Origin of the sequence: Streptomyces agglomeratus (assembly GCF_001746415.1) — a bacterium.
Lineage (GTDB): Bacteria > Actinomycetota > Actinomycetes > Streptomycetales > Streptomycetaceae > Streptomyces > Streptomyces agglomeratus.
In genome coordinates, this window is sequence record NZ_MEHJ01000001.1 from 5836298 (window position 1) to 5862540 (window position 26243).

The following is a 26243-nucleotide window of genomic DNA, read 5'->3' on the forward strand; positions in this document are numbered from 1 at the left end:
GCGCAGCGGCGTCGCGCTACTACATCGCGATGCCGAGCTGCGCCTCGCGCAGGCGCTCGACGGCGTCCTTGTCGCCCGCCGTCTCGACCCGCGCCACCTCCTGCCGGCCGAAGGCGAACAGCACCAGCTCGCCCGGCTCGCCCGTGACCGTCACCACCGGCGTCCCGCGACGGGCCACCGCCGTCTGGCCGTCCGGCCGACGCAGCACCACACCCACCGGCGCCTTGCGGCCGAGCAGCCGCGCCGCCTTCTCGATCCGCGACCACAGGGCGTTCGCGAAGACCGCGTCGAGTTCGCGCGGCGTCCAGTCTGGCTGCGCCCGCCGGACATCCTCGGCATGGACGTAGAACTCGACGGTGTTCGCGGCCTCGTCGAGCTGCTTTAGGGCGTACGGGGACATGCGTGGCGGACCCGTTCGGATGAGCTGGATCAGCTCCTCGTACGGCTTGGCGGCGAACTCCGCCTGCACCCGATCCAGCCGGCTCTTCAGCGCCGCGAGGACTATCCCGCCCGCCGCGTCGGCGCGGCGCTCGCGCACCACCACATGGGCGGCCAGTTCACGGGTGGTCCAGCCCTCGCACAGCGTCGGGGCATCGGGTCCGGCCGCCTCCAGCAGGTCGGCGAGGAGCAGTCGTTCGCGCTTGGCATGAGTCGACATGACGGCCAGCGTACGGCCGCCACCCCCGCCACGGCCACGGCGCCGCGCGTCCAATGACCGGACGGCGGCGCGGTGACGGACCGTCGGCGCGGCACAATGGCGGACATGACCAGTACGCCCCCTCAAAGCAGCCTCGACCCCGCCGTCGCCGCCCGCCTCAGGCGCAGCGCCGACGGCCTGGTCCCGGCCATCGCCCAGCAGTACGACACCGGCGAGGTGCTCATGCTCGGCTGGATGGACGACGAGGCGCTCCACCGGACCCTCACCACGGGCCGCTGCACGTACTGGTCGCGCAGCCGTCAGGAGTACTGGGTCAAGGGCGACACCTCCGGCCACTTCCAGCACGTCAAGTCCGTCGCGCTGGACTGCGACGCCGACACCGTGCTCGTCAAGGTCGACCAGGTCGGCGCCGCCTGCCACACCGGCGACCGCACCTGTTTCGACTCCGACGTCCTCCTCCCGCTCGCGAAGTAAGGTCACCGGCCATGGACATCGAGACCTTCCGCAAGCTGGCCGCCGACCGGCGAGTCGTCCCCGTCAGCCGCAGGCTGCTCGCGGACGGCGACACCCCGGTGGGGCTCTACCGCAAGCTCGCCGCCGAGCGCCCCGGCACGTTCCTCCTGGAGTCCGCCGAAAACGGCCGCTCGTGGTCCCGGTACTCCTTCGTCGGCGTACGCAGCGCCGCCACCCTCACCGCCCGCGACGGGCAGGCGCACTGGCTCGGGACGCCGCCCGTCGGCGTACCCCTGGACGGCGACCCGCTCGACGCGCTGCGCGCCACCATCGAGACCCTGCACACCCCGCGCGACCTCACGGGCGGACTGCCGCCGTTCACCGGCGGCATGGTCGGCTACCTCGGGTACGACGTCGTACGCCGCCTGGAGAAGATCGGCGAGCACGGGCGCGACGATCTGAAGCTGCCCGAACTGACCATGCTCCTCACCTCGGACCTCGCCGTCCTCGACCACTGGGACGGCTCCGTCCTGCTGATCGCCAACGCGATCAACCACAACGACCTCGACACGGGCGTCGACGAGGCGTACGCCGACGCGGTCGCCCGGCTCGACGCGATGGAGGCCGACCTCAGCCGCGCCGTGCCGACCACGCCCGCCGCCCTGCCGCCGTCCGAGCTGCCGCCGTACACCGCCCTGTGGGGCGGCGAGAAGTACCAGGCGGCCGTCGACGACATCAAGGAGCGCATCCGGGCGGGCGAGGCGTTCCAGGTCGTGCCGTCCCAGCGCTTCGAGACGCCCTGCACGGCGAGCGCGCTGGACGTCTACCGGGTGCTGCGCGCCACCAACCCCTCGCCGTACATGTACCTCTTCCGCTTCGACGGCTTCGACGTCGTCGGTTCCAGCCCCGAGGCGCTGGTCAAGGTCGAGGACGGCCGCGCGATGGTGCACCCGATCGCCGGGACCCGCCACCGCGGCGCCACGCCGCAGGAGGACCAGGCCCTCGCCGACGAGCTGCTCGCGGACCCCAAGGAGCGCGCCGAGCACCTGATGCTCGTCGACCTCGGCCGCAACGACCTCGGCCGCGTCTGCGAGCCCGGCAGCGTGGAGGTCGTCGACTTCATGTCCGTCGAGCGGTACTCGCACGTCATGCACATCGTGTCGACCGTGACCGGCCGCGTCGCCCCCGGCCGCAGCGCCTTCGACGTACTGACCGCCTGCTTCCCGGCCGGGACGCTGTCCGGGGCGCCGAAGCCGCGCGCCATGCAGATCATCGAGGAGCTGGAGCCGTCGCGGCGCGGCCTGTACGGCGGCTGCGTCGGCTACCTCGACTTCGCCGGCGACTCGGACACCGCCATCGCCATCCGGACCGCCCTGCTGCGCGACGGTACGGCGTACGTGCAGGCCGGAGCAGGTGTGGTGGCCGACTCCGACCCGGTCGCCGAGGACAACGAGTGCCGCAACAAGGCGGCCGCCGTCCTGCGCGCCGTCCACACGGCGAACCGCCTCTGAGCGCGATCGGGACGTAAGGGATAGTGGGGTACGTGAGTGCCGCATCCCCCGTACCCGTTCCGCTTCCGCGCGGCGAGAGCGCGCCGGCCCCCTCCACGGGCCGGCGCAGTCTCGCCGCCGCGCTCCTGCTCGGCGCCCTCGGCGCCGCCGTCGTGCTCCTCGCCTCCGGCCGTGTCTGGGCCGAGGGCGCGGCCGCCGTCCCGGGCGGCGCGCTGCCCCTCGACGCCGAGGGGCAGGACGTCACCGGCGCCCCCGCGGCGCTGGCCGTCGTCGGCCTCGCCGCGCTCGTCGCGGTCTTCGCCGTCCGCCGGGCCGGCCGTGTGCTGGTCGCCGGGCTGCTCGCGCTGAGCGGCGCGGGCGCCGCCGTCACCGCCCTCCTCGGGGCGACCGGAGGCGCGGCGCTCGACGAGAAGGCCGCGCAGATGACCGGCGACACCGCCGCCACGGCCGACTCGCTGACGCACACCGCATGGCCGTACGTGACCGCGGCCGGCGGCCTGCTGATCCTGGCCGCAGGGCTGCTCGCGCTGTGGTGCGGCCGGAAGTGGCCGTCCATGTCGGGCCGTTACGAGCGCGACGGCAGCCCCCGCACCCGCAGGGCGCCCGCCGCTTCCAGCCCCGACCGGCCCGAGGACCTCTGGAAGGCACTCGACCGCGGCGAGGACCCGACGCGCGACGCATGACCCCCGAGATCACCTCACCGCTGCCCGTACGGGACAATGCTCGTACGGGACAATGAGCGGCGAGCGCACGCGTCGCCGAGCACGCACTCACCACCCCACCACAGAGCAACAGCAACGAGGAGCAACTCATGGCGGGCAGCAGCCACGGACACACCCCGGCCGCCTGGACCGGTGTCACCATCTCCTTCATCGGTTTCTGCATTTCGGGCGCCTTCACGGTGCTGGCCAGCCCGCTCGGCTTCTGGGCGGGATTCGTCGTGATACTGCTCGGTGGTGTCGTCGGAATGGCCATGAAGGCAGCGGGCCTCGGCGCGCCGAAGGAGTCCGACGAGATGCGGCAGGCCCGTGAAGAGGCCGGCCGGGCCCAGCCCCACGCCCAGATCCGCACCCACTGACCGGATCTCCCCGGCCCGGCCTTCGCCGCGCCGACGCGGTGCCGGTACGGTCCGGCGCGAGGCGCAGCCCCCCGAGGGCTGCGCCTTTCCTCATGAGCGGGGACAATCGGCGGGTGGATACCGCGCCTACGCCCGCCCCCGCCCCCGCGCCGCACCCCGCGCGGCCCGCTCCCGCGCCCCTCGCCCGGCGGCTCGCCGTGCCCGTCGTGGCGCTGGCCGGCGTAGCGGCGGCCTTCGCGTACGTGGGCATGGTCGACCCCAACGAACCCGGCCACTACCCCGCCTGCCCGCTGCTCCGGCTGACCGGCATCTACTGCCCCGGCTGCGGCGGACTGCGCAGCGCGCACGCCGTCGCCACCGGCGATCTGGTCACCGCGTTGGGGGCCAACGCCATGGCCGTCGCCGGGTACGGCGCCGCCGCCGTGCTGTGGACCGTATGGGTGGTCCGGGCGAGCCGCGGAATCCCGATGCGGATCGCGCTGCGGCCCGTCTGGTGGTGGAGCATCGGCGCGGTGGCGGCGGTCTTCAGCGTCGTCCGGAACCTGCCGTTCGGCTCGGCGCTCGCGCCGTGAAGTTCCAGGTAGTGGGACTGATCGCCACTCGATGCGAGACCTGAGGCCACCTGCGGATACCATTGGTATGGCTGATCCTGGTCCACCATCACCCTCCCGGAAGGGGGCCGCTCGCGTGAGTGTGCTCGACGAGATCATCGAAGGCGTGCTCGCCGACCTCGCGGAGCGGCAGGCAGGCGTGAGTCTCGACGAGCTCAAGGACCGCGCGGCCAAGGCCGCCCCGGCCAAGGACGGAGTCGCCGCCCTGCGCGGCGACGGCGTCAAGGTCATCTGCGAGGTCAAGCGTTCCAGCCCCTCCAAGGGCGCGCTGGCAGCGATCGCGGACCCCGCCGGGCTCGCCGCCGACTACGAGGCGGGCGGCGCGGCCGTCATCTCCGTACTCACCGAGCAGCGCCGCTTCGGCGGCTCGCTGGCCGACCTGGAGGCCGTACGCGCCAAGGTCGACATCCCGGTGCTGCGCAAGGACTTCATCGTCACGGCCTACCAGCTGTGGGAGGCGCGGGCATACGGCGCCGACCTGGCGCTGCTGATCGTGGCCGCCCTGGAGCAGGAGGCCCTCGTCTCCCTCATCGAGCGGGCCGAGTCCATCGGACTCACGCCCTTGGTCGAGGCGCACGACGAGGAAGAGGTCGAGCGCGCGGTCGAGGCCGGCGCGAAGATCATCGGTATCAACGCGCGCAACCTCAAGACCCTCAAGGTCGACCGCGGCACGTTCGAGCGCGTCGCCCCCGAGGTCCCGGCCGGCATCGTCACGGTCGCCGAGTCCGGTGTCCGCGGCCCGCACGACCTCATCGCGTACGCCAACGCGGGCGCCGACGCGGTGCTCGTGGGCGAGTCCCTGGTCACCGGCCGCGACCCGAAGGGCGCCGTCGCCGACCTGGTCGCCGCGGGCGCCCACCCGGCCCTGCGCCACGGCCGGAGCTGACCCGGCCCCATGACCGCAGTCCGCCGTACCGCCGCACTCGCCCGGCCGGGCCTTCGCCCGTTCGCCGGGCCGTCGGCGCGCGACCCGCACGCCCCGCTGGCGCGCGGGTGCCGCCCGCGCGGGTGCCGGGCGCCGGCGCGGCGGGTACGGGGACGCCGGGTGAGGTACCACATCGGCTCCGAGCCGGGCCAGATCAACGGCATGCGATGGCGTCGCGCCCACGGCGCGCTGTAGCGATCCTCGATCCGTCGTACCCGTACGCCCGAATGCCCTGACGCAGTGGGGCGCACGGGGGCGTACCGGGGTGGATTCGCGCGGCGCGCATACGGTCAGTCCACCCGTTGATCTTTCATGGGGCGCGAGCCCCTTCTGAGGAGTACGTCGGATGTCTTCTGACTTCTTCATTCCGGACCCCGAGGGCACCGTCCCCAGCGCCGAGGGCTACTTCGGCGCGTACGGCGGCAAGTTCATCCCCGAGGCGCTCGTCGCCGCGGTCGACGAGGTCGCCGTCGAGTACGACAAGGCCAAGTCCGACCCGGCCTTCGCGGCCGAGCTGAACGAGCTCATGGTCAACTACACCGGCCGGCCCAGCTCGCTGACGGAGGTACCGCGGTTCGCCGAACACGCGGGCGGGGCGCGGATCTTCCTCAAGCGGGAAGACCTCAACCACACCGGCTCACACAAGATCAACAACGTGCTGGGCCAGGCACTGCTCACCAAGCGCATGGGCAAGACACGCGTCATCGCGGAGACCGGCGCCGGCCAGCACGGCGTCGCCACCGCCACCGCGTGCGCCCTGTTCGGCCTCGAATGCACCATCTACATGGGCGAGATCGACACCCAGCGCCAGGCGCTCAACGTCGCCCGGATGCGGATGCTCGGCGCCGAGGTCGTCGCGGTGAAGTCCGGCAGCCGGACGCTGAAGGACGCCATCAACGAGGCGTTCCGCGACTGGGTCGCCAACGTCGACCGTACGCACTACCTCTTCGGCACCGTCGCCGGACCGCACCCCTTCCCCGCCATGGTCCGCGACTTCCACCGGGTCATCGGCGTCGAGGCCCGCCGCCAGATCCTGGAGCGCGCGGGGCGGCTGCCCGACGCGGCCGTCGCGTGCGTCGGCGGCGGGTCCAACGCGATCGGTCTCTTCCACGCCTTCATCCCGGACACCGACGTACGCCTCGTCGGCTGCGAGCCCGCCGGGCACGGCATCGAGACCGGTGAGCACGCGGCCACCCTGTCGGCGGGCGAGCCCGGCATTCTGCACGGCTCGCGGTCGTACGTCCTCCAGGACGAGGAGGGCCAGATCACCGAGCCCTACTCGATCTCGGCGGGGCTCGACTACCCGGGCATCGGTCCCGAGCACGCCTACCTCAAGGACAGCGGACGCGGCGAGTACCGGGCCGTGACGGACGACGCGGCGATGCAGTCCCTGCTGCTGCTGTCGCGCACCGAGGGCATCATCCCGGCCATCGAGAGCGCCCACGCGCTGGCCGGCGCGCTGGAGCTCGGCAAGGAACTGAGCAAGGACGGACTGATCCTGGTCAACCTGTCCGGGCGCGGCGACAAGGACATGGACACGGCCGCCCGGTACTTCGGCCTGTACGACACCGACGCCGCGGTCGAGGCCGACGCCTCCGCCGCCGACGGCGCCGCCGAGATCCAGAGGGACACCAAGTGAGCGGGAACATTCAGCTGCTGAGCGACACCCTGGAGCGGACCAGGTCCGAGAACCGGGCGGCCCTCATCGCCTACCTCCCGGCCGGATTCCCGACCGTCGACGGCGGCATCGACGCGGTCAAGGCCGTCATCGCGGGCGGCGCGGACGTCGTCGAGATCGGACTGCCGCACAGCGACCCGGTCCTCGACGGGCCGGTCATCCAGACCGCCGACGACATCGCGCTGCGGGGCGGCGTGAAGATCGCCGACGTGATGCGGACGGTGCGCGAGGCGCACGAGGCGACCGGGGCCCCGGTGCTCGTCATGACGTACTGGAACCCGATCGACCGGTACGGCGTCGAGCGCTTCACGGCGGAGCTGGCGGAGGCGGGCGGCGCGGGCTGCATCCTGCCCGACCTCCCGGTGCAGGAGTCCGCGCTGTGGCGCGAGCAGGCCGAGAAGCAGGGCCTGGCCACGGTGTTCGTGGTCGCGCCGAGCAGCAAGGACGAGCGGCTCGCCACGATCACCGCGGCCGGGTCCGGGTTCGTCTACGCGGCCTCGCTGATGGGTGTCACCGGCACCCGTGAGTCGGTCGGAGCCCAGGCGCAGGACCTGGTGCGGCGGACCCGGGCCACGACCGCGCTGCCCGTGTGCGTCGGGCTCGGGGTTTCCAACGCCGTGCAGGCCAAGGAGGTCGCCGCCTTCGCGGACGGCGTGATCGTCGGCTCGGCGTTCGTGCAGCGGCTGCTCGACGCGCCGGACGCGGCGGCCGGTCTCGACGCCGTGCGGGCACTCGCCGGCGAGCTGGCGGAAGGCGTCCGCAGGAGCGGCACGAGCGCCTGACGCGAACACCTGAGCGGTGTAGCTCGTACGGGTGGACCTGGACCGGGGAGGCACGCTGGTGCCTCCCCGGTTCGTTGCTGCGGGTGTGAGTGACAAGAACCGTGACGGAAAACGAACCGCCCGCGAGCGCCTGATCCAGGAGCGCGAGGCGCAGAAGGCGCGCGACAGGCGCAGGCGGACACTGATCGTGGCCGGCGCCGTGGTCGGCGTGCTGGGCCTGGCGGCCGTGGTGGGCATCCTCGCCGCGAACTCGGGCTCGGACGGGGACGGCGACGACAGCGCGAGCGCCGTGGTGGCCCCCCGGGGCGCGGGCGACAGGAGCGGTCCGATGATCCCGGTGGGGGCGACGGACGCGCCGTCGACGCTCACGGTGTGGGAGGACTTCCGCTGCCCGGCGTGCGCCCAGTTCGAGAACGCCTTCCGGGACACGATCCATGAGCTGGAGGAGGCCGGCCAGATCAAGGTCGAGTACCACCTGGCCACCCTCATCGACGGCAACATGGGCGGCTCCGGATCGCTGAAGTCGGCCAACGCGGCCGCCTGCGCGCAGGGCGCGGGCAAGTTCGTGCCGTACCACGACGTGCTGTACCAGAACCAGCCGCCGGAGCCGGACGACGCCTTCAGCAAGGACAGCCGTCTGATCGAGCTGGCCGGCAAGGTCGACGGGCTCGTCACAGAACCGTTCAGGCAGTGTGTGGCCGACGGAACGCACAACGGCTGGGTGCGCAAGTCCAACGAGGCGTTCCAGAAGGGCAACTTCAGCGGAACACCGACCGTGCAGCTCAACGGGGAGTCGGTCTTCCCCAAGAAGGGCGACGAGCAGATCTCCCCGGAGAATCTGAAGAAGTGGGTCGCCGAGGCGAACAAGGGCAAGAAGACAGGGACGGCGAGGGCCACGCCGTCGGCGCCCACCGGGTCCCCGGCGCCGGGGGCTCCGGGGTCGTCCGTGCCTGCGTCGCCGTCCGTGCCGCAGGGCGCCGTGCCGCCGGCGGCGGGCTCGTCCGTGCCGCCCGCTTCTGTGCCGCCCGCCTCCATGCCGCAGGCTTCCGTGCCGCCGGCCACCGTGCCTCAGGGGTCCGTGCCCCAGGGGTACGTGCCTCCGGGCACTCCGTAGGCGCTGGGCGTGGGGCTCGGGACGGGCGCCCGTTATCCAGACGTTGCCGGGTGGGTTGCCGTACGTCCCGCCCGGCAGGGTAGCGTCGACCTTGCCATGGACCTTGCCTATATCCCCAGCCCGTCGACCGGTGTGATCGAGCTCGGACCGATCCCGCTCCGCGGCTACGCGTTCTGCATCATCATTGGCGTTTTTGTGGCCGTCTGGTACGGCAACAAGCGCTGGGTCGCCCGGGGAGGTAAAGCCGGCACGGTGGCCGACATCGCCGTGTGGGCGGTGCCGTTCGGCCTCGTCGGCGGGCGGCTGTACCACGTCGTCACCGACTACCAGCTGTACTTCAGCGAGGGCCAGAACTGGGTCGACGCGTTCAAGATCTGGGAGGGCGGCCTCGGCATCTGGGGCGCCGTCGCTCTCGGCGCGGTGGGTGCCTGGATCGGCTGCCGCCGCCGCGGGATCCCGCTCCCGGCCTGGGCCGACGCGATGGCTCCCGGTCTCGCGTTCGCGCAGGCGATCGGCCGCTGGGGCAACTGGTTCAACCAGGAGCTGTACGGGCGGCCGACGGACGTGCCCTGGGCGCTCAAGATCTCCGAGGGCGTGAACCGCGAGGCGGGGACCTACCACCCGACCTTCCTGTACGAGTCGCTGTGGTGCGTCGGCGCCGCGCTGCTGGTCATCTGGGCGGACCGGCGCTTCAAGCTCGGCCACGGCCGGGTCTTCGCGCTGTACGTCGCGCTGTACTGCGCGGGCCGCGGCTGGATCGAGTACATGCGGGTCGACGAGGCGCACCATGTGCTGGGGCTCCGGCTCAACGTCTGGACCTCGATCGTCGTGTTCGTGTGTGCGGTGGCGTACTTCGTGATCTCGGCGAAGATGCGGCCGGGGCGCGAGGAAGTCGTCGAGCCGGTCTCCCTGGAGAAGTCCGGGTCGTCGGACACGTCGGACTCCGGTTCCGGCGACGGCGCCGGTTCCGACGACGGTGCTGATGCGGCGGCCGAGGACTCCGCCGGCCACAGGGCCGACGCGGAGGCCAAGGACTAGTTCCCGGCGCCGCGCGACGCCAGGATCAGGGTGCGGTGGGCGGCCGTCACCACGGCCGCGTCGACGAAGCGGCCGTCGGGGAGTGCCAGCGCGCCCCCGTCCGCCGCTGCCGCCTTGACGGTCTCCTCCGCCTCCTCGATCTCCCGGGGGGTGGGCAGGAACGCGCGCTCGATGACCGGCAGCTGGCGGGGGTGCAGCGCCGTACGGCCCAGGAAGCCCAGCGCCCGGCCGCGCGCGCACGACGCCGCCAGTCCCTCCAGGTCCCGGATGTCCGGGTAGACCGACTGGGCCGGCGGCTCAAGACCCGCCGCCCGTGCCGCGACCACGACCCGGCTGCGCGGCCATGCCAGGCCGGCGTCGTCCCGTACGCCCAGATCCGCGCGGAGATCCGCCTCGCCCAGTGCGATGCCGCGCAGGCAGGGGTGCGCACTCGCGATCGCGTGCGCCTGTTCGATGCCGAGCGCCGATTCGAGCAGGGCGTACAGCGGTACGTCCGGCATCCGGTGCGCGGTGTGCCGTACCTCCGACGGGTCCGTCACCTTGGGGAGGCGGAGGGCCGACAGGCCGGGCAGGCCGGCCAGGGCCCGGATGTCCGCCTCGGCGTACGGCGTGCCGAGGGCGTTCACCCGGACGTGGACGGGCACCCGAGGGGGCTCGGCGAGGAGTTCGGCGGTCGCCGAGCGGGCGTACTCCTTGCGGTCGGGCGCGACCGCGTCCTCCAGGTCGACGATCACGACGTCGGCGGCGGACCGCAGTGCCTTGGCCACCGTCCCGGGGCGGTCTCCGGGAACGTACAGCCAGGTCAGGGCGGTCAGGGTGGTCGTCATCGGGTGCCGCCGGTGGCCCGGAGCGTGGCGATCTCGGTTTCGGACAGGCCCGCCTCGGTCAGCACCGCGTCCGTGTCGGCGTTGTGCGGGCGGCCGGCCCAGCGGATCGCGCCGGGAGTCTCGGAGAGGCGGAACAGGACGTTCTGCATGCGCAGCGGGCCGAGTTCGGGGTCCTGTACTTCGGTGATGGTGTCCAGGGCGCGGTACTGCGGATCGGTCATGACGTCCCGTACGTCGTAGACGGGAGCGATCGCCGCTTCGGCCTTCTCGAACGCCGCGAGGGCCTCGTCGCGGGTGCGGCGGGCGATCCAGTGGCCCACCGCCTCGTCCAGTTCGTCGGCGTGTTCGGCGCGGCCGCTGCCGGTGGCGAACCACGGTTCGTCGATCAGGTCGGGGCGGCCCACCAGGCGCATCACCCGCTCGGCCACGGACTGGGCCGACGTGGAGACGGCCACCCAGGCGCCGTCGGCGGTGCGGTAGGTGTTGCGCGGGGCGTTGTTGCGGGAGCGGTTGCCGGTGCGGGGCTGGACGTAACCGAGCTGGTCGTACCAGAGCGGCTGGGGGCCGAGGACGGTGAGGATCGGTTCGATGATCGCCATGTCGACGACCTGGCCGCGCCGGGTGGCGGTGCGGGCCGCGAGCGCGGTCATGACCGCGTAGGCGGTGGCGAGCGCCGCGATCGAGTCCGCCAGGCCGAACGGGGGAAGGGTGGGCGGGCCTTCCGGCTCGCCGGTGATCGCCGCGAAGCCGCTCATGGCCTCGGCGAGCGTTCCGAAGCCCGGGCGGTGGGAGTACGGGCCCGACTGGCCGAATCCGGTGACGCGGGCCAGGACCAGGCGGGGGTTGACGGCGTGCAGTTCCGCCGGTCCGAGGCCCCACTTCTCCAGGGTGCCGGGCCGGAAGTTCTCGATGATCACGTCGGTGGTCTCGGCGAGGCGCAGGAGGGCGTCGCGGCCGCTGGGGGCGGAGAGGTCGAGGGTGATGGTGCGCTTGTTGCGGCCCAGCAGTTTCCACCACAGGCCGATGCCGTCCTTGGAGGGGCCGTGGCCCCGCGAGGGATCGGGCCTGGTGGGGTGCTCGACCTTGATCACGTCCGCGCCGAAGTCGCCGAGCATGGTGGCGGCCAGGGGGCCGGCGAAGAGGGTGGCCAGGTCCAGGACGCGCAGGCAGCCGAGGGGGTGGGGTTGTGGTGCGGGTGCGGGTGCGGGTGCGGGTCCGGGTGGGGGGGTGGAGACCTGGGTCATGGGCGTAGTGCCTCCGTGAGGGTGAGGTGGGCCAGGGTGTCGAAGCCGATGCCGTCCAGGCCCGCCACGGAGGTGGCGAGGCGGTTGCGGAGGGGAGCAGTCCACCGGGTGGGAATGGCTTGTGGGGAGCCGGCGACGAGGCCCGCGATGCTGCCGGTCGTGGCGCCGTTGGAGTCGGTGTCCCAGCCGCCGGACACGGCTCGGCAGATCGAGGCGGTGAAGTCGCCGTCGGCGTGGGTGAGGGCGGCGGAGATCAGGGCGGCGTTCGGGATCACGTGTACCCAGTGGTGGTGGCCGTAGGCGGCGTGGAGCTCGTCCACCACCGTGTCGAAGGAGTCGCCGGAGGCCCTGGCCGCTGTCTCGATGCCGTGGCGCACGGCGCGGGCGAGGCGGGAATCCGGGGGGACGACCGTCAGGCCGGTGCGCAGGCAGTGGTGTACGTCGCCGGCGCCGGCGGCGGCTTCGGCGATGGTCGCGGCGATGAACATCGCGCCGTACACGCCATTGGCGGTGTGGGTCAGGGTGGCGTCCCGGTGCGCCTGTCCGGCGGCGGCGGCCGGGTCGCCGGGGTGGGTCCAGCCGTGGACGTCGGCGCGGATCAGGGCGCCGATCCATTCCCGGAAGGGGTTGTGGTGAGTCGCCGTTGCGGGAGGCGTCAGGCCCTGGAGGAGGTTGCGGTAGGCGATGCGTTCCGCGGTGAAGGTGCGGCCCGCCGGGAGTTCGTCCAGCCAGAGGGTGGCCAGCTGGGAGGTCGTGAAGGACTTCGTGTGGCGTTGGAGGAGCAGCAGGTTGAGGAGGGGGTAGTTCAGGTCGTCGTCCTCGGGCATGCCGTTGATGTTCTCGGCCAGGGAGGTGGGGGCGGAGCGGCGGTTCCACGGGTGACGGGCGAGGAGGGCCGGGGGGACGCCCCGGGCGGTGAACCACGTTCGCAGGGGCCAGTTCCCCGTGGCGGTGGCCAGTTCCCGGATGGCGGGCAGGGAAAGCTTCTCGACCGGTTTGCCGAGGAGACAGCCGGCGGCGCGGCCGAGCCAGGAGGCGTGCAGGCGGTTGAGGAGCGGGGCTGTGGTCGCTTCAGGGGTGCGGGCGCGTCCCCCGTTCGCGAGGGCTTCGTGGTCGGAGCCGCGCCGGAGCGTCGCCTCGGGCGCCGTACGTGCGGGCAGCGCTGCGGTGTGTTCGGGCGCGCGGTGTCCGGCGCCCTGCGGGGAGCGCCCCGACCCGTCCCCTCCTGGCGGCGAGTGGACCGGTGCGGCGGGGTCGGGCCGGGCGACGCCGACCAGCACCTTGACGGCGGCGGTGGGTGGAGCCGGTGCCCGTGTGCCGGGAGCGGGCCAGGCGGGGCACGCGGATTCGATGGCCGGGAGGTCCGTCGGCTCCGATGCGGCGGTGGGCACCGGGAGTTGGGACAAGGCGTCCAGGAGCCGTTCCGCCAGAGCGCGCAGATGGGGTGGCGCGGGGGCCAGCGACGCGCCCGCGCGCGGCGGTGACGGCGGGCCGCCCGCCGATTGCCAGCGCGTACGGACCGCTGTCGCGTCGCGGCCGTCCTCCGCCGCCTGGCGCAGTTCGTGGGTGATCAGGTCCTCCGGTTGCACCCAGGTCAGCCGTACGGTCACGGTGTGCCTGTCAGGGCCGCGAAGGCCGTCTCGTGGGACCGGCGGCGCGCCGTGTCGCGGGCGTAGATCTCGCGGGTCACGGCCGCGAGGGTGCGCGGCGGAGCGTGCAGGTCGGTCCGGCTTGCTTCCGCGACGGTCTTCGCCCAGTCGGAGGGGATGGCCGATTCGCCGTACAGGGCCCCGGAGACGGCACCGCTCATCGTGGCGATCGAGTCGCAGTCACGGCCGTAGTTGACCGACCCCAGGACGGTGTGGCGGTAGTCGCCGCCGGCCACCAGGAGCATGCCGAGGGCGATGGGGAGCTCCTCGATGGAGTGCAGGCGCGAGGGGCGGCGGGCGGCGAGGGTCGGTTTGCGGTAGTCCGGGCCGACGGTGTCGAAAGGAGCGACGGCGGCGCGGAGGGGGGAGAGCGCCGACTCGAAGTCGTGGTGGCGGACCGCTGCTTCGGCCACTGCCTCGATCGCCGCGCGGGTGCCGTCCTTGGCCAGGGACAGGCACGTGTCGACCACGGACGCGGGCGTGGCGTCCGGTGCGCAGGCGGCGGCCACGGCGGCGGCGAACACGCCCGCCGCCTCACGTCCGTACGACGACTGGTGCGCGCCGGCGACGTCGATCGCCTCGGCGTACGCGGCGGTGGGATTGCCCGCGTTGACCAGTCCGACGGGGGCCATGTACATCGCCGCGCCGCAGTTGACGATGTTTCCGTTGCCGGCCTCGCGCGGGTCCACGTGGCCGTAGTGGAGGCGGGCGACGATCCACTTCTCGGCCAGGAAGACGCGCTGGAGGGGGAGTGCCTCCGCCTCCAGCTCCGGGATCCATACGGGGGATTCGATGAGCTGGGGGACCAGGTGGTCGGCGATCGCGTAGGCGTCGAGGTGGTCGCGTACGGCGTCGTACACGCGGATCAGGGCGTGCGTCATCAGGGTGTCGTCGGTGATGTGACCGTCGCCCTTGTGGTACGGGGCGATGGGGCGCGCCGTACGCCAGTTGTCGTGGAACGGGCCGACGATGCCGTTGACGCGGCCGCCGTGGCGTTCGCAGATCTGCTCGGGGGACCAGCCCTCGACCGGGCCGCCGAGCGCGTCGCCGACGGCCGCGCCGATCAGGCTGCCGGTGATCCGGTCCTCCAGGGTGAGCGGGGGGAAAGTGGTCATGGTGCGAGGCGTCCGTTCGTGGGGTGGGGGTGGCGTCGGGCCAGCCGGGCGGCGAGATCGACGAGGTCCGTGCCGGCCAGGCGGGGGAGGGCGCAGCCGACCAGCGTGCGGCAGGTGTCGCGCCAGCCCGGGGGGAGCGCGTCACCGCCGCACAGTGCGCCGGTCAGCGCGCCGGCCAGGGCGGGGGCGGAATCCGCCACCCGGGAGAGGCACGCGGCGGCCGGTACCGCCTCGGTGACGCGGCCGCGGGCGGCGGTGGCGAGGGCGAGGGCGACGGGGACGGTTTCGGCGGCGGCGATGCCGTAGCTGTAGACGTGGTCGACGATCTGGTGTTCCAGGGTGGGCACCAGGGCGAAGGCGCCGCCGAGCGGCGATCCGGTCGCTGTGGCGCGGGCTTCCCGGGCCAGGCGGACGGCGTGGGTGGCGTTGCGGCCGATCTCGGTGGCCCGGGGGAGCTGGGCGAGGGCGGCGTCCACCGCTTCGTCGACCCCGGCGCCGCCCAGGGCCGCCGCGACGGCCGCGGCCGTCGCGCGGGCGCCGTGGACTCCGTCGCCGTCCTGGGTGTACCGGGCGTCGAACTCGGCCAGCTCGGCGGCTGCGGCCGGGTCGCCGGGGTGCGCGGCGGCGAGGACGGCGGCGCGGATGCAGGCGGCGTCGTCGAAGTAGTGCGGATTGTCGTGGCCGGTCGCGGGCGGGCGCAGTCCGGTGGCGAGGTTGCCGAGGCCCGCGCGTACGGAAATCCGGGCGCGCAGGGGCAGTACGGCCGACTCGACCTCGGGGGCGCGTTCCGCCGCGGCGGCCACCTCGGCGGCGAGGGCGGTCCACGCCCGGTCGACCGCGGCGCGGATCTTGCCCGGGGCGGCGGCGAGGAGCGTACCCGCGGTGAAAGCGGCCCATTCGGCGTCGTCGGAGGGGCCCAGGCGCAGTGGTTCGGGGGGCTGGTTGAGGGCGATGGGGACCGGGAGGGTGGTGGTGGCGTTCTGCTCGGCGAAGGTGTCGAGTTCCCTGGTCAGACGCCGGGTCCAGTCGGGCATGCGGGCGGCGCGGTGGCGTGCGGCCGGCCATCCGGCGGCGTCTCCCGCGGCGAGGCCGAGGAGGAGCCCCTCGATCCGGCGCGGGCCGGGGGCCCCTTGTGCGGTGGCGGGCGCGGGCGGGGCCGCGACCGCCACCGCCGCTCGGGCGGGGGCAGCGTCCGTTCCGGCTGCGGGACCGGGGGACGTGGGCCCGCTCCCGGTCGCCGGGTGGAGCGGGGCCGCGGACTCCCTGATGCCGTCCTCCGGGCCCGGGAGCGGGTGCGGAGGGTTGTAGGGGGTCATGAGACAGGCCCGGGGGTGGGGGCGCCCGCGTCGGCAGCCCGGCCTTCGCGGAGGTCGCCCGCGTCCCGGGCGAGGCCGTCCGGGGGGTGGTCGTCATCCGGGGAGCCGTCGCCGGGGCAGTCGTCGGCCGGGTAGTCGTCGTCGGGGTAGTCGTCGTCCGGGGTGAGGAGGTCGGCCACGTCCAGGACGTGGTGGCCCCGCATGGACGGGAGGCAGCTGCCCCGCGCCGGGGCGATCACCGACGACCAGGCCGGCGGGATCGCTCCCGCGCCGCACAGCGCGCCGGCCAGCGCGCCTGCCACCGCCGCCGTCGTGTCGGCGTCGCGGCCCATGTTCACGGCGGTGAGTACGGAGGCCCTGAAGTCGCCCCCGGCCGCCGCGAACGCGCCGAACGCCAGGCCCACCGCCTCCGGGGCCAGGTCCGTCCACGGGTAGCCGCCGATCACCACGGCCGAGCGCACCGCACGTTCGCCGTCGGGGGCCGCGGCCACCGCGCGGCGCAGGGAGCGGGCCGTCCAGGAGTCGGAGGGGACGACCGACAGCGCCGCGGCGGTGACGGCACAGGGGCCGGAGCCCGTCATGGCCGCCGCCACTCCCGCAGCCACCGCCTGGCCGCCGTAGATTCCCTCGCCCTCGTGGCTCACGCTGCCGTCGATCGCCACCAGCCGCGCCGCCTCCGCCGGGCGGCCCGCCGCGAACACGCCGAACGGCGCGGCGCGCATCGCCAGGCCGTCGCTCCACGCATGGCGGTGCTGGGCGGAGATGGGGGCGGCCAGGCCCCGGCGGAGGTTCTCCAGCGTGCCGCGCTCGCTGAAGCCCGCACCGCGGAACGGGCCCTCGTCCAGGTCGGCGATCCACAGGTGCCAGGCGTTCTCGACGTGGGCCACGGTGAGCGCCGAGCCGTGGCGGGCCAGCAGGAGGCCGGAGAAGATGGCGTACTCCGTGTCGTCCGTGCCGGCGGGGTCGGCGGACATGAACCCCTGGATACGGCCCCAACGGCGGCGGATCTCGGAGGGTTTCATGTTCTCCGCGGGAGCCCCGAGCGCGTCACCCACGGCGAGGCCGAGCAGGGCGCCCCGCCCTCGGTCGCGGAGTGCGCGGACGGCGTGAAGTTCGCGCAGGGCCTGCCGCGCGCGGCCGTGATCGGTGCGGGATTGCATGCAATCAACTCCCTGGGCTCGTTCCTGGATCTGTGCCACGCGAGGGCCCGGCGAAGGCTTCGAAACGTCAGCGTCACCCGGTCGGCGTGGGGTCTGAGCTGCGGGTAAGTACGGCCTGCCTTGCTGGCGGGGCTCGCGAATCGTGCGTACTTTCGATGCTGTTGAGGGGGCGGAGGGGCCGCATACGGCCCCGCCTCCTGGGAGAGGGGAACAGGCGAAATGGCCATCATCGAGACCGAGGCGACGCTCCACGAGGCGCACCGCGACAACCACACGCACCGTGACGTCAATGGGGGTTGGCTGCGCCCGGCGGTCTTCGGCGCCATGGACGGCCTGGTCTCGAATCTGGCCCTGATGACCGGGGTGGCCGGCGGGTCCGTGGGGCAGCAGACGATCATCATCACCGGGCTCGCGGGGCTGGCCGCCGGTGCCTTCTCCATGGCCGCCGGTGAATACACCTCGGTCGCCTCGCAGCGTGAGCTCGTCGAGGCCGAACTCGACGTGGAACGCCGGGAGTTGCGCAAGCACCCCAAGGACGAGCTGGAGGAGCTCGCCGCGCTCTACGAGTCGCGGGGGGTCGACGCCGCGCTGGCGCGCGAGGTCGCCACCCAGCTCTCCAGGGATCCCGAGCAGGCGCTGGAGATTCACGCCCGCGAGGAGCTCGGGATCGACCCTGGAGACCTTCCCTCACCCCTGGTCGCCGCCGTATCGTCGTTCGGGGCGTTCGCGCTGGGCGCCCTGCTGCCCGTACTGCCGTACCTCCTCGGGGCCTCGACGATGTGGCCCGCGGTGGTGCTCGCGCTCGTCGGGCTCTTCGCCTGCGGGGCACTCGTGGCGAAGGTGACGGCGCGGTCGTGGTGGTTCAGTGGAGTCAGGCAGCTGGCCCTGGGCGGGGCGGCCGCCGGTGTGACCTACGCCCTCGGCGCTCTGTTCGGAACAGCCGTAGGGTGAGATGCTATGCAGGGCTCCACATAAGTAATCTGTTACCTGGTGGTTTCGTTCTCGCGTCCACCGGGCAAGAGCCCTCAACACCGGCAGGCAATGAAGCCTGCGCTGTGGCGACCGGAGGATGCCGGTCCGTCCGCCTCTGAGTCACCCTCACCGCTATGAGCGGTGTCCGCATGCTGGAATGAGCTATCCACTTCGCGAGAAGCCAGCCATCATGTAACCTGCACGAAATTTCGCGGAGGGCCAACGTCGTCCCTCGGTAGTTGCATATGCCACGACGACGACGGGAGTGCCAATGCGTTCCGACGCCTGGTCGCCCATGGACGGTCGCCCCGCCCAGCAGGGGATGTACGACCCCCGTAACGAGCACGACGCCTGCGGCGTCGGCTTTGTGGCCACCCTCACCGGTGTGGCCAGCCATGAGCTGGTCGAGCAGGCGCTGACCGTACTGCGCAATCTCGAACACCGCGGTGCCACCGGATCCGAGCCCGACTCCGGCGACGGCGCCGGCATCCTGCTCCAGGTCCCCGACGCGTTCCTGCGCGAGGTCACCGCGTTCGACCTTCCCGAGGCCGGCGCGTACGCCGTCGGTATCGGTTTCCTCCCCGCCGACGGCTCCGCACAGGCCGTCTCGCGGATCGAGGCGATCGCGGCCGAGGAAGGGCTCGACGTCCTTGGATGGCGTGAGGTCCCCGTCACTCCCCAGCTGCTGGGCAACGGCGCCCGCGCCACCATGCCGGCCTTCGGCCAGCTCTTCGTGGCGGACGGTACGTCGACGGGTCTTGAGCTGGACCGCAAGGCGTTCGTCCTGCGCAAGCGCGCCGAGCGCGAGACCGGTGTCTACTTCCCGTCGCTCTCCGCGCGCACCATCGTCTACAAGGGCATGCTCACCACCGGGCAGCTGGAGCCGTTCTTCCCGGACCTGTCCGACCGGCGCTTCGCGACCACGGTCGCCCTCGTTCACTCGCGCTTCTCGACGAACACCTTCCCGAGCTGGCCGCTGGCCCACCCGTACCGCTTCGTCGCGCACAACGGCGAGATCAACACGGTCAAGGGCAACCGCAACTGGATGAAGGCCCGCGAGTCCCAGCTCGCGTCCGACCTCTTCGGTGCGGACAAGCTGGAGCGGATCTTCCCCGTCTGTACGCCCGACGCCTCCGACTCCGCGTCCTTCGACGAGGTGCTGGAACTGCTGCACCTGGGCGGCCGCTCGCTGCCGCACGCGGTGCTGATGATGGTCCCCGAGGCGTGGGAGAACCACGACTCCATGGACCCGGCCCGCCGCGCGTTCTACCAGTACCACGCCACGATGATGGAGCCCTGGGACGGCCCGGCCTGCGTCACCTTCACCGACGGCACCCAGGTCGGCGCCGTACTCGACCGCAACGGTCTGCGTCCCGGCCGCTACTGGGTGACCGACGACGGGCTCGTCGTGCTGTCGTCCGAGGTGGGCGTGCTGGACATCGACCCGGCGAAGGTGGTCCGCAAGGGCCGGCTCCAGCCCGGCAAGATGTTCCTCGTCGACACCGCCGAGCACCGGATCATCGAGGACGACGAGATCAAGGCCGGCCTCGCCGCCGAAGCCCCCTACCAGGAGTGGCTGGAAGCCGGCGAGATCGAGCTGGAGGACCTGCCCGAGCGTGAGCACATCGTGCACACGCACGCCTCGGTCACGCGCCGCCAGCAGACCTTCGGCTACACCGAGGAAGAGCTGCGCGTCATCCTCGCCCCGATGGCCCGCACCGGTGGCGAGCCCCTCGGCTCCATGGGCACGGACTCTCCCATCGCGGCGCTGTCCGAGCGGCCCCGGCTGCTCTTCGACTACTTCACCCAGCTCTTCGCGCAGGTCACGAACCCGCCGCTGGACGCCATCCGCGAGGAGCTCGTCACCTCGCTGCGCTCCTCGCTCGGCCCCCAGGGCAACATCCTGGAGCCGACCGCCGCGACCTGCCGCAACGTGACGCTGCCGTTCCCGGTGATCGACAACGACGAGCTGGCCAAGCTCATACACATCAACGCCGACGGCGACATGCCGGGCATGACGGCCGCCACGCTGTCCGGTCTCTACCGTGTCAGCGGCGGCGGCGACGCACTGGCCGCCCGCATCGAGGAGATCTGCGCCGAGGCCGACGCCGCCATCGAGGCCGGCGCCCGCCTGATCGTGCTCTCCGACCGGCACTCGGACGCCGAGCACGCGCCGATCCCGTCGCTGCTGCTCACCTCCGCCGTGCACCACCACCTCATCCGTACGAAGCAGCGCACCCAGGTGGGGCTGCTCGTCGAGGCCGGCGACGTCCGCGAGGTGCACCACGTCGCGCTGCTCATCGGTTTCGGCGCCGCCGCCGTCAACCCGTACCTGGCCATGGAGTCCGTCGAGGACCTGGTCCGCGCGGGCACCTTCATCGAGGGCGCCGAGCCCGAGCAGGCCATCCGGAACCTGATCTACGCGCTCGGCAAGGGCGTCCTGAAGGTCATGTCCAAGATGGGCATCTCGACCGTCGCCTCCTACCGGGGCGCGCAGGTCTTCGAGGCCGTCGGCCTGGACGAGGCGTTCGTCGAGAAGTACTTCAACGGCACCGCGACCAAGATCGGCGGCGCCGGTCTCGACGTCGTCGCCAAGGAGGTCGCCGCCCGGCACGCCAAGGCGTACCCGGCCTCCGGCATCGCCGCGTCGCACCGCGCGCTGGAGATCGGCGGCGAGTACCAGTGGCGCCGCGAGGGCGAGCCGCACCTGTTCGACCCGGAGACGGTCTTCCGCCTCCAGCACGCGACGCGGGGCCGCCGGTACGACATCTTCAAGCAGTACACGGACCGGGTGAACGAGCAGTCCGAGCGGCTGATGACGCTGCGTGGGCTCTTCGGCTTCAAGAGCGGGCGTACGCCGATCTCGATCGACGAGGTCGAGCCCGTCTCCGAGATCGTCAAGCGCTTCTCCACCGGCGCCATGTCGTACGGCTCCATCTCCCAGGAGGCGCACGAGACCCTCGCCATCGCCATGAACCAGCTGGGCGGCAAGTCCAACACCGGTGAGGGCGGCGAGGACGCCGAGCGGCTGTACGACCCGGCGCGGCGCTCCAGCATCAAGCAGGTCGCCTCCGGCCGCTTCGGCGTGACGAGCGAGTACCTGGTCAACGCCGACGACATCCAGATCAAGATGGCGCAGGGCGCGAAGCCCGGCGAGGGCGGCCAGCTGCCCGGCCACAAGGTCTACCCGTGGGTCGCCAAGACGCGGCACTCGACGCCGGGCGTGGGCCTCATCTCGCCGCCGCCGCACCACGACATCTACTCCATCGAGGACCTGGCTCAGCTGATCCACGACCTCAAGAACGCCAACCCGGCCGCGCGCATCCACGTGAAGCTCGTGTCCGAGGTCGGCGTCGGCACGGTCGCCGCGGGTGTGTCCAAGGCGCACGCCGACGTGGTGCTGATCTCCGGCCACGACGGTGGCACGGGTGCCTCGCCGCTGACCTCGCTCAAGCACGCGGGCGGACCCTGGGAGCTCGGCCTCGCCGAGACCCAGCAGACGCTGCTGCTCAACGGGCTGCGCGACCGCATCGTCGTGCAGACCGACGGCCAGCTGAAGACCGGCCGCGACGTCATCATCGCCGCGCTGCTCGGCGCCGAGGAGTTCGGTTTCGCGACCGCGCCGCTCGTCGTCTCCGGCTGCGTCATGATGCGCGTCTGCCACCTGGACACCTGCCCGGTCGGCATCGCCACGCAGAACCCGGTCCTGCGCGACCGGTTCTCCGGCAAGGCCGAGTACGTCGTCAACTTCTTCCAGTTCATCGCGGAGGAAGTGCGCGAGCTCCTGGCCGAGCTCGGTTTCCGTACGCTCGAAGAGGCCGTCGGCCACGCCGAGCTGCTCGACACCGACGCGGCCGTGGACCACTGGAAGGCGCAGGGTCTCGACCTGGAGCCGCTCTTCTACGTGCCCGAGCTGCCGGAAGGCGCGGTGCGCCACCAGGTCACGACCCAGGACCACGCGCTGGAGAAGGCGCTCGACAACGAGCTGATCAAGCTCGCCGCCGACGCCCTGGCCGTGGACAGCGCAGAGGCCGCAGGACCGGTCCGCGCGCAGGTCGCGATCCGCAACATCAACCGGACCGTGGGCACGATGCTCGGTCACGAGGTGACGAAGAAGTTCGGCGGGGCCGGTCTGCCCGACGACACCATCGACATCACCTTCACCGGCTCGGCCGGTCAGTCCTTCGGCGCCTTCGTGCCGCGCGGCGTGACGCTGCGCCTCGAAGGCGACGCCAACGACTACGTGGGCAAGGGCCTTTCGGGCGGCCGGATCATCGTCCGTCCCGACCGGGGCGCCGACCACCTGGCCGAGTACTCGACGATCGCGGGCAACACCATCGCGTACGGCGCCACGAGCGGCGAGCTCTTCCTGCGCGGCCGGACGGGCGAGCGCTTCTGCGTCCGCAACTCCGGCGCCACGGTGGTCTCGGAGGGCGTGGGCGACCACGGCTGCGAGTACATGACCGGCGGTCGCGCGGTGGTGCTGGGCGAGACCGGGCGCAACTTCGCGGCCGGCATGTCGGGTGGCGTCGCGTACGTCATCGACCTCGACCCGGACAACGTCAACTCCGGCAACGCCGGGGCGGTCGAGGCGCTCGACGACACCGACAAGCTGTGGCTGCACGATGTGGTGCGCCGCCACGAGGAGGAGACCGGGTCCACGGTCGCCTCGAAGCTGCTGGCCGAGTGGGACACCGCCGTGGCCCGCTTCAGCAAGATCATCCCGTCCACGTACAAGGCAGTGCTCGCCGCCAAGGACGCCGCTGAGCTCGCCGGTCTCTCCGAGCAGGAGACCACCGAGAAGATGATGGAGGCGGCGACCAATGGCTGACCCCAAGGGCTTCCTGACCACCGGCCGCGAGGTCGCCAAGACCCGTCCCGCCGGTGAGCGCGTCAAGGACTGGAACGAGGTCTACGTTCCCGGCTCCCTGCTGCCGATCATCAGCAAGCAGGCCGGGCGCTGCATGGACTGCGGCATCCCGTTCTGTCACAACGGCTGTCCGCTCGGAAACCTCATCCCCGAGTGGAACGACTACGCCTACCGCGAGGACTGGGCGGCCGCTTCCGAGCGGCTGCACGCCACGAACAACTTCCCGGAGTTCACCGGGCGGCTGTGCCCGGCTCCCTGCGAGTCGGCGTGCGTGCTCGGCATCAACCAGCCGGCCGTCACCATCAAGAACGTCGAGGTCTCGATCATCGACAAGGCGTGGGGCAACGGCGACGTCACGCCGCAGCCGCCGGAGCGCCTGTCGGGCAAGACCGTCGCCGTCATCGGATCGGGCCCGGCGGGTCTCGCCGCCGCCCAGCAGCTGACCCGGGCCGGCCACACGGTCGCGGTGTACGAGCGCGCCGACCGCATCGGCGGACTGCTGCGCTACGGCATCCCCGAGTTCAAGATGGAGAAGGTGCACATCAACCGCCGCATCGAGCAGATGCGCGCGGAGGGCACCAAGTTCCGTACCGAGGTCGAGATCGGCCGCGACATCGACGCCGCGAAGCTGCGGCGCCGGTACGACGCGGTGGTCATCGCCGCCGGTGCGACGGTCTCCCGTGACCTGCCCGTGCCGGGCCGCGAGCTCAACGGCATCCACTTCGCGATGGAGTACCTGCCGCTCGCCAACAAGGTGCAGGAGGGCGACCTGACGGTCTCCCCGATCACCGCCGAGGGCAAGCACGTCGTGGTCATCGGCGGCGGCGACACCGGCGCGGACTGCGTGGGCACCGCCCACCGCCAGGGCGCGGCGTCCGTCACGCAGCTGGAGATCATGCCGAAGCCGGGCGAGGAGCGTAACGCCAACCAGCCGTGGCCGACGTTCCCGATGCTCTACAAGGTCACCTCCGCGCACGAGGAGGGCGGCGAGCGGGTCTACTCCGTCTCGACCACCCACTTCGAGGGCGACGAGGACGGCAACGTCCAGTTCCTGCACCTCGTCGAGGTGGAGTTCAAGGACGGCAAGCTGGAGCAGAAGGCCGGTACGGAGCGGAAGATCCCCGCGCAGCTGGTCACGCTGGCCATGGGCTTCACGGGCACGGACCAGGAGAACGGTCTGGTCCAGCAGTTCGGCCTGGAGCTCGACGCGCGTGGCAACGTCGCGCGCGACGGGCAGTACGCTACGAACGTCGACGGCGTCTTCGTCGCCGGTGACGCGGGCCGTGGTCAGTCGCTCATCGTGTGGGCGATCGCCGAGGGCCGCTCGGCTGCCCGTGGCGTGGACCGGTTCCTGACCGGCACGAGCGAGCTGCCGGCCCCGGTGCAGCCCACGGACCGTGCGCTGACTGTCTGACGCACGCCGGGTGAACCCGGCCAACAAACGTCCCGCACAACGGCGTGCGGAACTGAACGCGGCGCCTGCCCTGTCCCCGACCGGACACTGGGTGGGCGCCGCGGCGCGTTTGCGGCCCGGCCGGGCCGGGGCTGTCAGGCCGGGGCTGTCAGGGCCGCAGGGCCGGGTGCTTGTCTCCTCCTTCCCGCACCTCGCCGGACCCGGCGGGCAGGGGGGGTGGCGACGGGCTCGGCGGGAACGTGCGGGGCGGCGGGCCGGTCCTTCGACGGGGCCAGCATCCGGTGGACCAGGACCGCGGCCACCGCCAACGTGAGGGCCACCAGCGTCAGCGCGACCTGCCAGGCGTACGTGAACTGCCCGGCGAGTTCGGCGTGGCGGGGGCCCGCGAGCTTGCCTGCCGCGACGTCCGCGGCCAGGGCGGCGTCACCCACGCGGGTCTGGACCAGCGTGATCAGAGCGGCGCCGAAGATGGCGAGCACCAGGGAGTTGGAACCGGCCCGGATGGTGTTCAGCAGACCCGACGCCATGCCCACCTGCTCCCGGCCGACCATGCTCATGGCCTGCGCGTCGACCAGGCCCATGCTCAGACCGCCGGCCACACCGATCAGAATCAGCGGGGCGGCGAGGGTGGCGGCGCCGGCGCCGGGGTGCAGCAGGAGAACCAGCAGGGCGTTGCCGGCGGCGGACAGCAGCAGGGCCGTACCGAGCAGGTGACGGGGCGGGACGCCGCGGTTGACCAGACGGCCGCCGATCTGGGGGACGACGAAGACGGGGGCGGTCATCATCAGCATGACCAGGCCCGCGTCACCGGCGGTCAGGCCGTTCGCGCCCTGGAGGTAGGTGGGGAAGAAGATCATCACCCCGGTGGAGCCGATCGCCACGGACGTCGCGCCGACGATCCAGCCCATGAACCGGCGATTGCGCAACAGCGCCAGATCCAGCATCGGGCGGGCGGCGCGGCGTTCTACCCGTACGAAGAGCGCGATCAGCGCCAGGCCGCCGAGGAGGGGCGCCAGTACGCGCGGACTCGCCCAGCCCGCCTGACCCCCTTGAGTGACGGCGAACATGACGAGTCCGAGCGCCGCGATGAACGTGACGGCGCCGGCCTTGTCCAGGTGCGGGCGGGCCGTGGCGCGCGACTCGGACATCAGGAAGGTCGCGGAGACGATGACGACGCCGGCCACCGCGAACACGAGGAAGGCCGTACGCCAGCCGAACGCGCCGACCAGCGCCCCGGAGACGGTCGGGCCGACCGCGATGCCGATGCCCGCGACCGTGCCGACCGTCGCGAACACCTTCGTGCGGGCCGGTCCCTCGAAGGCCGTCGCGAGGATCGCGCCGCCGCCCGCCATCACACCGGCCGCGCCGATGCCCGAAAGGGTCCGGGCCGCGTCCAGGACCAGGATGTCCGGGGCGGCGGAGGCGACGAGGGTGCCGGCGGTGTAGACGGCGGCTCCCGTCGCGTAGACCTTCCGGCGTCCGAAGAGGTCACCGAGCGAACCCGCGACGAGCATGAAGGCGGACGCGGTCAGGAAGTAGCCGGTGACGACCCACTGGAGGGACGCGCCCGACGCGTCGAGGTCCCGGCCGATCTCGGGGAGGGCGATCGTCGTGCCGGACATGGACATGGGGAAGGTGAGGTAGCCGAGCAGGACGATCAGCAGGGTGAGCTGGGGGCGGTGGGCGCGTATCGCGGGACGTATCGGCTTCATGGCCAAAGGCTCGTACCTCAAGCGGAGTTGAGGTCAAGTGGTCACCTGCCGCTCGGTACCGTCCGCCCCTCCTCCCCCTTTCCCTCGTCGCCGCCGCCGCTGCCGTGGCGGCCGGC

The 26243-nt window shown here is 72.5% G+C and carries 21 protein-coding genes and 1 pseudogene; 14 read left to right on the forward strand and 8 right to left on the reverse strand.

Annotated features, from left to right (window positions below; genetic code table 11):
* Positions 1-19: 19 nt before the first annotated feature.
* Positions 20-658 (reverse strand): TIGR03085 family metal-binding protein, encoded by a 639-nt coding sequence (locus tag AS594_RS25460; protein WP_069929192.1) that lies wholly within the window; start codon positions 656-658, stop codon positions 20-22.
* 105 nt (positions 659-763) lie between these two features.
* Between AS594_RS25460 and hisI the strand changes: the two genes are divergently transcribed.
* The 11 genes and pseudogenes from hisI to lgt all read left to right on the forward strand — a co-directional run bounded on the left by hisI (position 764) and on the right by lgt (position 9848).
* Complete coding sequence (hisI, locus tag AS594_RS25465) at positions 764-1132, forward strand: phosphoribosyl-AMP cyclohydrolase (protein ID WP_069930779.1); 369 nt, start codon at positions 764-766, stop codon at positions 1130-1132.
* An 11-nt stretch (positions 1133-1143) separates the two neighbouring features.
* Positions 1144-2622, forward strand: a complete 1479-nt coding sequence (locus AS594_RS25470; RefSeq protein ID WP_069932190.1) for an anthranilate synthase component I — start codon at positions 1144-1146, stop codon at positions 2620-2622.
* Between the two features lie 23 nt (positions 2623-2645).
* Complete coding sequence (locus AS594_RS25475; protein ID WP_069935392.1) at positions 2646-3305, forward strand: TIGR02234 family membrane protein; 660 nt, start codon at positions 2646-2648, stop codon at positions 3303-3305.
* A gap of 128 nt (positions 3306-3433) precedes the next feature.
* A complete protein-coding gene (locus tag AS594_RS25480; protein ID WP_069929195.1) occupies positions 3434-3700 on the forward strand; it encodes an HGxxPAAW family protein in 267 nt (88 codons plus the stop codon).
* 92 nt (positions 3701-3792) lie between these two features.
* Positions 3793-4272: a DUF2752 domain-containing protein gene (locus AS594_RS25485; RefSeq protein WP_069929196.1), complete on the forward strand. Its 480-nt coding sequence runs from the start codon at positions 3793-3795 to the stop codon at positions 4270-4272.
* A 115-nt stretch (positions 4273-4387) separates the two neighbouring features.
* Positions 4388-5197 (forward strand): indole-3-glycerol phosphate synthase TrpC, encoded by an 810-nt coding sequence (gene trpC / locus AS594_RS25490; protein WP_069929197.1) that lies wholly within the window; start codon positions 4388-4390, stop codon positions 5195-5197.
* Between the two features lie 9 nt (positions 5198-5206).
* The gene (gene trpM, locus AS594_RS46280) at positions 5207-5431 is read left to right on the forward strand and encodes a tryptophan biosynthesis modulator TrpM (protein ID WP_069929198.1); all 225 of its coding nucleotides are present in this window, start codon (positions 5207-5209) and stop codon (positions 5429-5431) included.
* Between the two features lie 151 nt (positions 5432-5582).
* The gene (gene trpB, locus AS594_RS25495) at positions 5583-6875 is read left to right on the forward strand and encodes a tryptophan synthase subunit beta (protein ID WP_069929199.1); all 1293 of its coding nucleotides are present in this window, start codon (positions 5583-5585) and stop codon (positions 6873-6875) included.
* A complete protein-coding gene (gene trpA, locus AS594_RS25500) occupies positions 6872-7696 on the forward strand; it encodes a tryptophan synthase subunit alpha (RefSeq protein ID WP_069929200.1) in 825 nt (274 codons plus the stop codon). Before trpB ends, trpA begins: the two co-directional genes overlap by 4 nt.
* An 85-nt stretch (positions 7697-7781) precedes the next feature.
* Positions 7782-8654: pseudogene (locus tag AS594_RS25505) on the forward strand (DsbA family protein); the annotation flags it as partial.
* A 252-nt stretch (positions 8655-8906) separates the two neighbouring features.
* The gene (gene lgt, locus AS594_RS25510) at positions 8907-9848 is read left to right on the forward strand and encodes a prolipoprotein diacylglyceryl transferase (protein WP_069929201.1); all 942 of its coding nucleotides are present in this window, start codon (positions 8907-8909) and stop codon (positions 9846-9848) included.
* On the opposite strand, the gene AS594_RS25515 is transcribed toward lgt, so the two are convergent.
* From AS594_RS25515 to AS594_RS25540, 6 genes are read right to left on the reverse strand one after another with little or no spacing between them, the layout of a single operon-like run.
* The gene (locus tag AS594_RS25515; RefSeq protein WP_069929202.1) at positions 9845-10675 is read right to left on the reverse strand and encodes an HpcH/HpaI aldolase/citrate lyase family protein; all 831 of its coding nucleotides are present in this window, start codon (positions 10673-10675) and stop codon (positions 9845-9847) included. The genes lgt and AS594_RS25515 overlap by 4 nt on opposite strands.
* Entirely contained in the window at positions 10672-11919 is a 1248-nt protein-coding gene (locus tag AS594_RS25520; RefSeq protein ID WP_069935393.1) for a CaiB/BaiF CoA transferase family protein, read from the reverse strand. Before AS594_RS25520 ends, AS594_RS25515 begins: the two co-directional genes overlap by 4 nt.
* The gene (locus AS594_RS25525; protein WP_069935394.1) at positions 11916-13529 is read right to left on the reverse strand and encodes an ADP-ribosylglycohydrolase family protein; all 1614 of its coding nucleotides are present in this window, start codon (positions 13527-13529) and stop codon (positions 11916-11918) included. The genes AS594_RS25520 and AS594_RS25525 overlap by 4 nt, the downstream gene beginning before the upstream one ends.
* Positions 13526-14683, reverse strand: coding sequence for an ADP-ribosylglycohydrolase family protein (locus AS594_RS25530; RefSeq protein WP_069929205.1), 1158 nt, complete (start codon positions 14681-14683; stop codon positions 13526-13528). Before AS594_RS25530 ends, AS594_RS25525 begins: the two co-directional genes overlap by 4 nt.
* Positions 14680-15999 (reverse strand): ADP-ribosylglycohydrolase family protein, encoded by a 1320-nt coding sequence (locus AS594_RS25535; protein WP_079148748.1) that lies wholly within the window; start codon positions 15997-15999, stop codon positions 14680-14682. The genes AS594_RS25530 and AS594_RS25535 overlap by 4 nt, the downstream gene beginning before the upstream one ends.
* Positions 15996-17159, reverse strand: coding sequence for an ADP-ribosylglycohydrolase family protein (locus tag AS594_RS25540; RefSeq protein ID WP_079148110.1), 1164 nt, complete (start codon positions 17157-17159; stop codon positions 15996-15998). The genes AS594_RS25535 and AS594_RS25540 overlap by 4 nt, the downstream gene beginning before the upstream one ends.
* A 219-nt stretch (positions 17160-17378) precedes the next feature.
* On the opposite strand from AS594_RS25540, the gene AS594_RS25545 reads away from it, so the two are divergent.
* The 3 genes from AS594_RS25545 (at position 17379) to AS594_RS25555 (ending at position 24415) form a co-directional block, all read left to right on the forward strand.
* Positions 17379-18110, forward strand: a complete 732-nt coding sequence (locus tag AS594_RS25545) for a VIT1/CCC1 transporter family protein (protein ID WP_069929206.1) — start codon at positions 17379-17381, stop codon at positions 18108-18110.
* Between the two features lie 292 nt (positions 18111-18402).
* The gene (gene gltB, locus AS594_RS25550) at positions 18403-22962 is read left to right on the forward strand and encodes a glutamate synthase large subunit (RefSeq protein ID WP_069935395.1); all 4560 of its coding nucleotides are present in this window, start codon (positions 18403-18405) and stop codon (positions 22960-22962) included.
* Positions 22955-24415, forward strand: a complete 1461-nt coding sequence (locus AS594_RS25555) for a glutamate synthase subunit beta (protein WP_069935396.1) — start codon at positions 22955-22957, stop codon at positions 24413-24415. Before gltB ends, AS594_RS25555 begins: the two co-directional genes overlap by 8 nt.
* Before the next feature lie 134 nt (positions 24416-24549).
* On the opposite strand, the gene AS594_RS25560 is transcribed toward AS594_RS25555, so the two are convergent.
* The gene (locus tag AS594_RS25560) at positions 24550-26127 is read right to left on the reverse strand and encodes an MFS transporter (protein WP_069935397.1); all 1578 of its coding nucleotides are present in this window, start codon (positions 26125-26127) and stop codon (positions 24550-24552) included.
* Between the last annotated feature and the right edge of the window lie 116 nt (positions 26128-26243).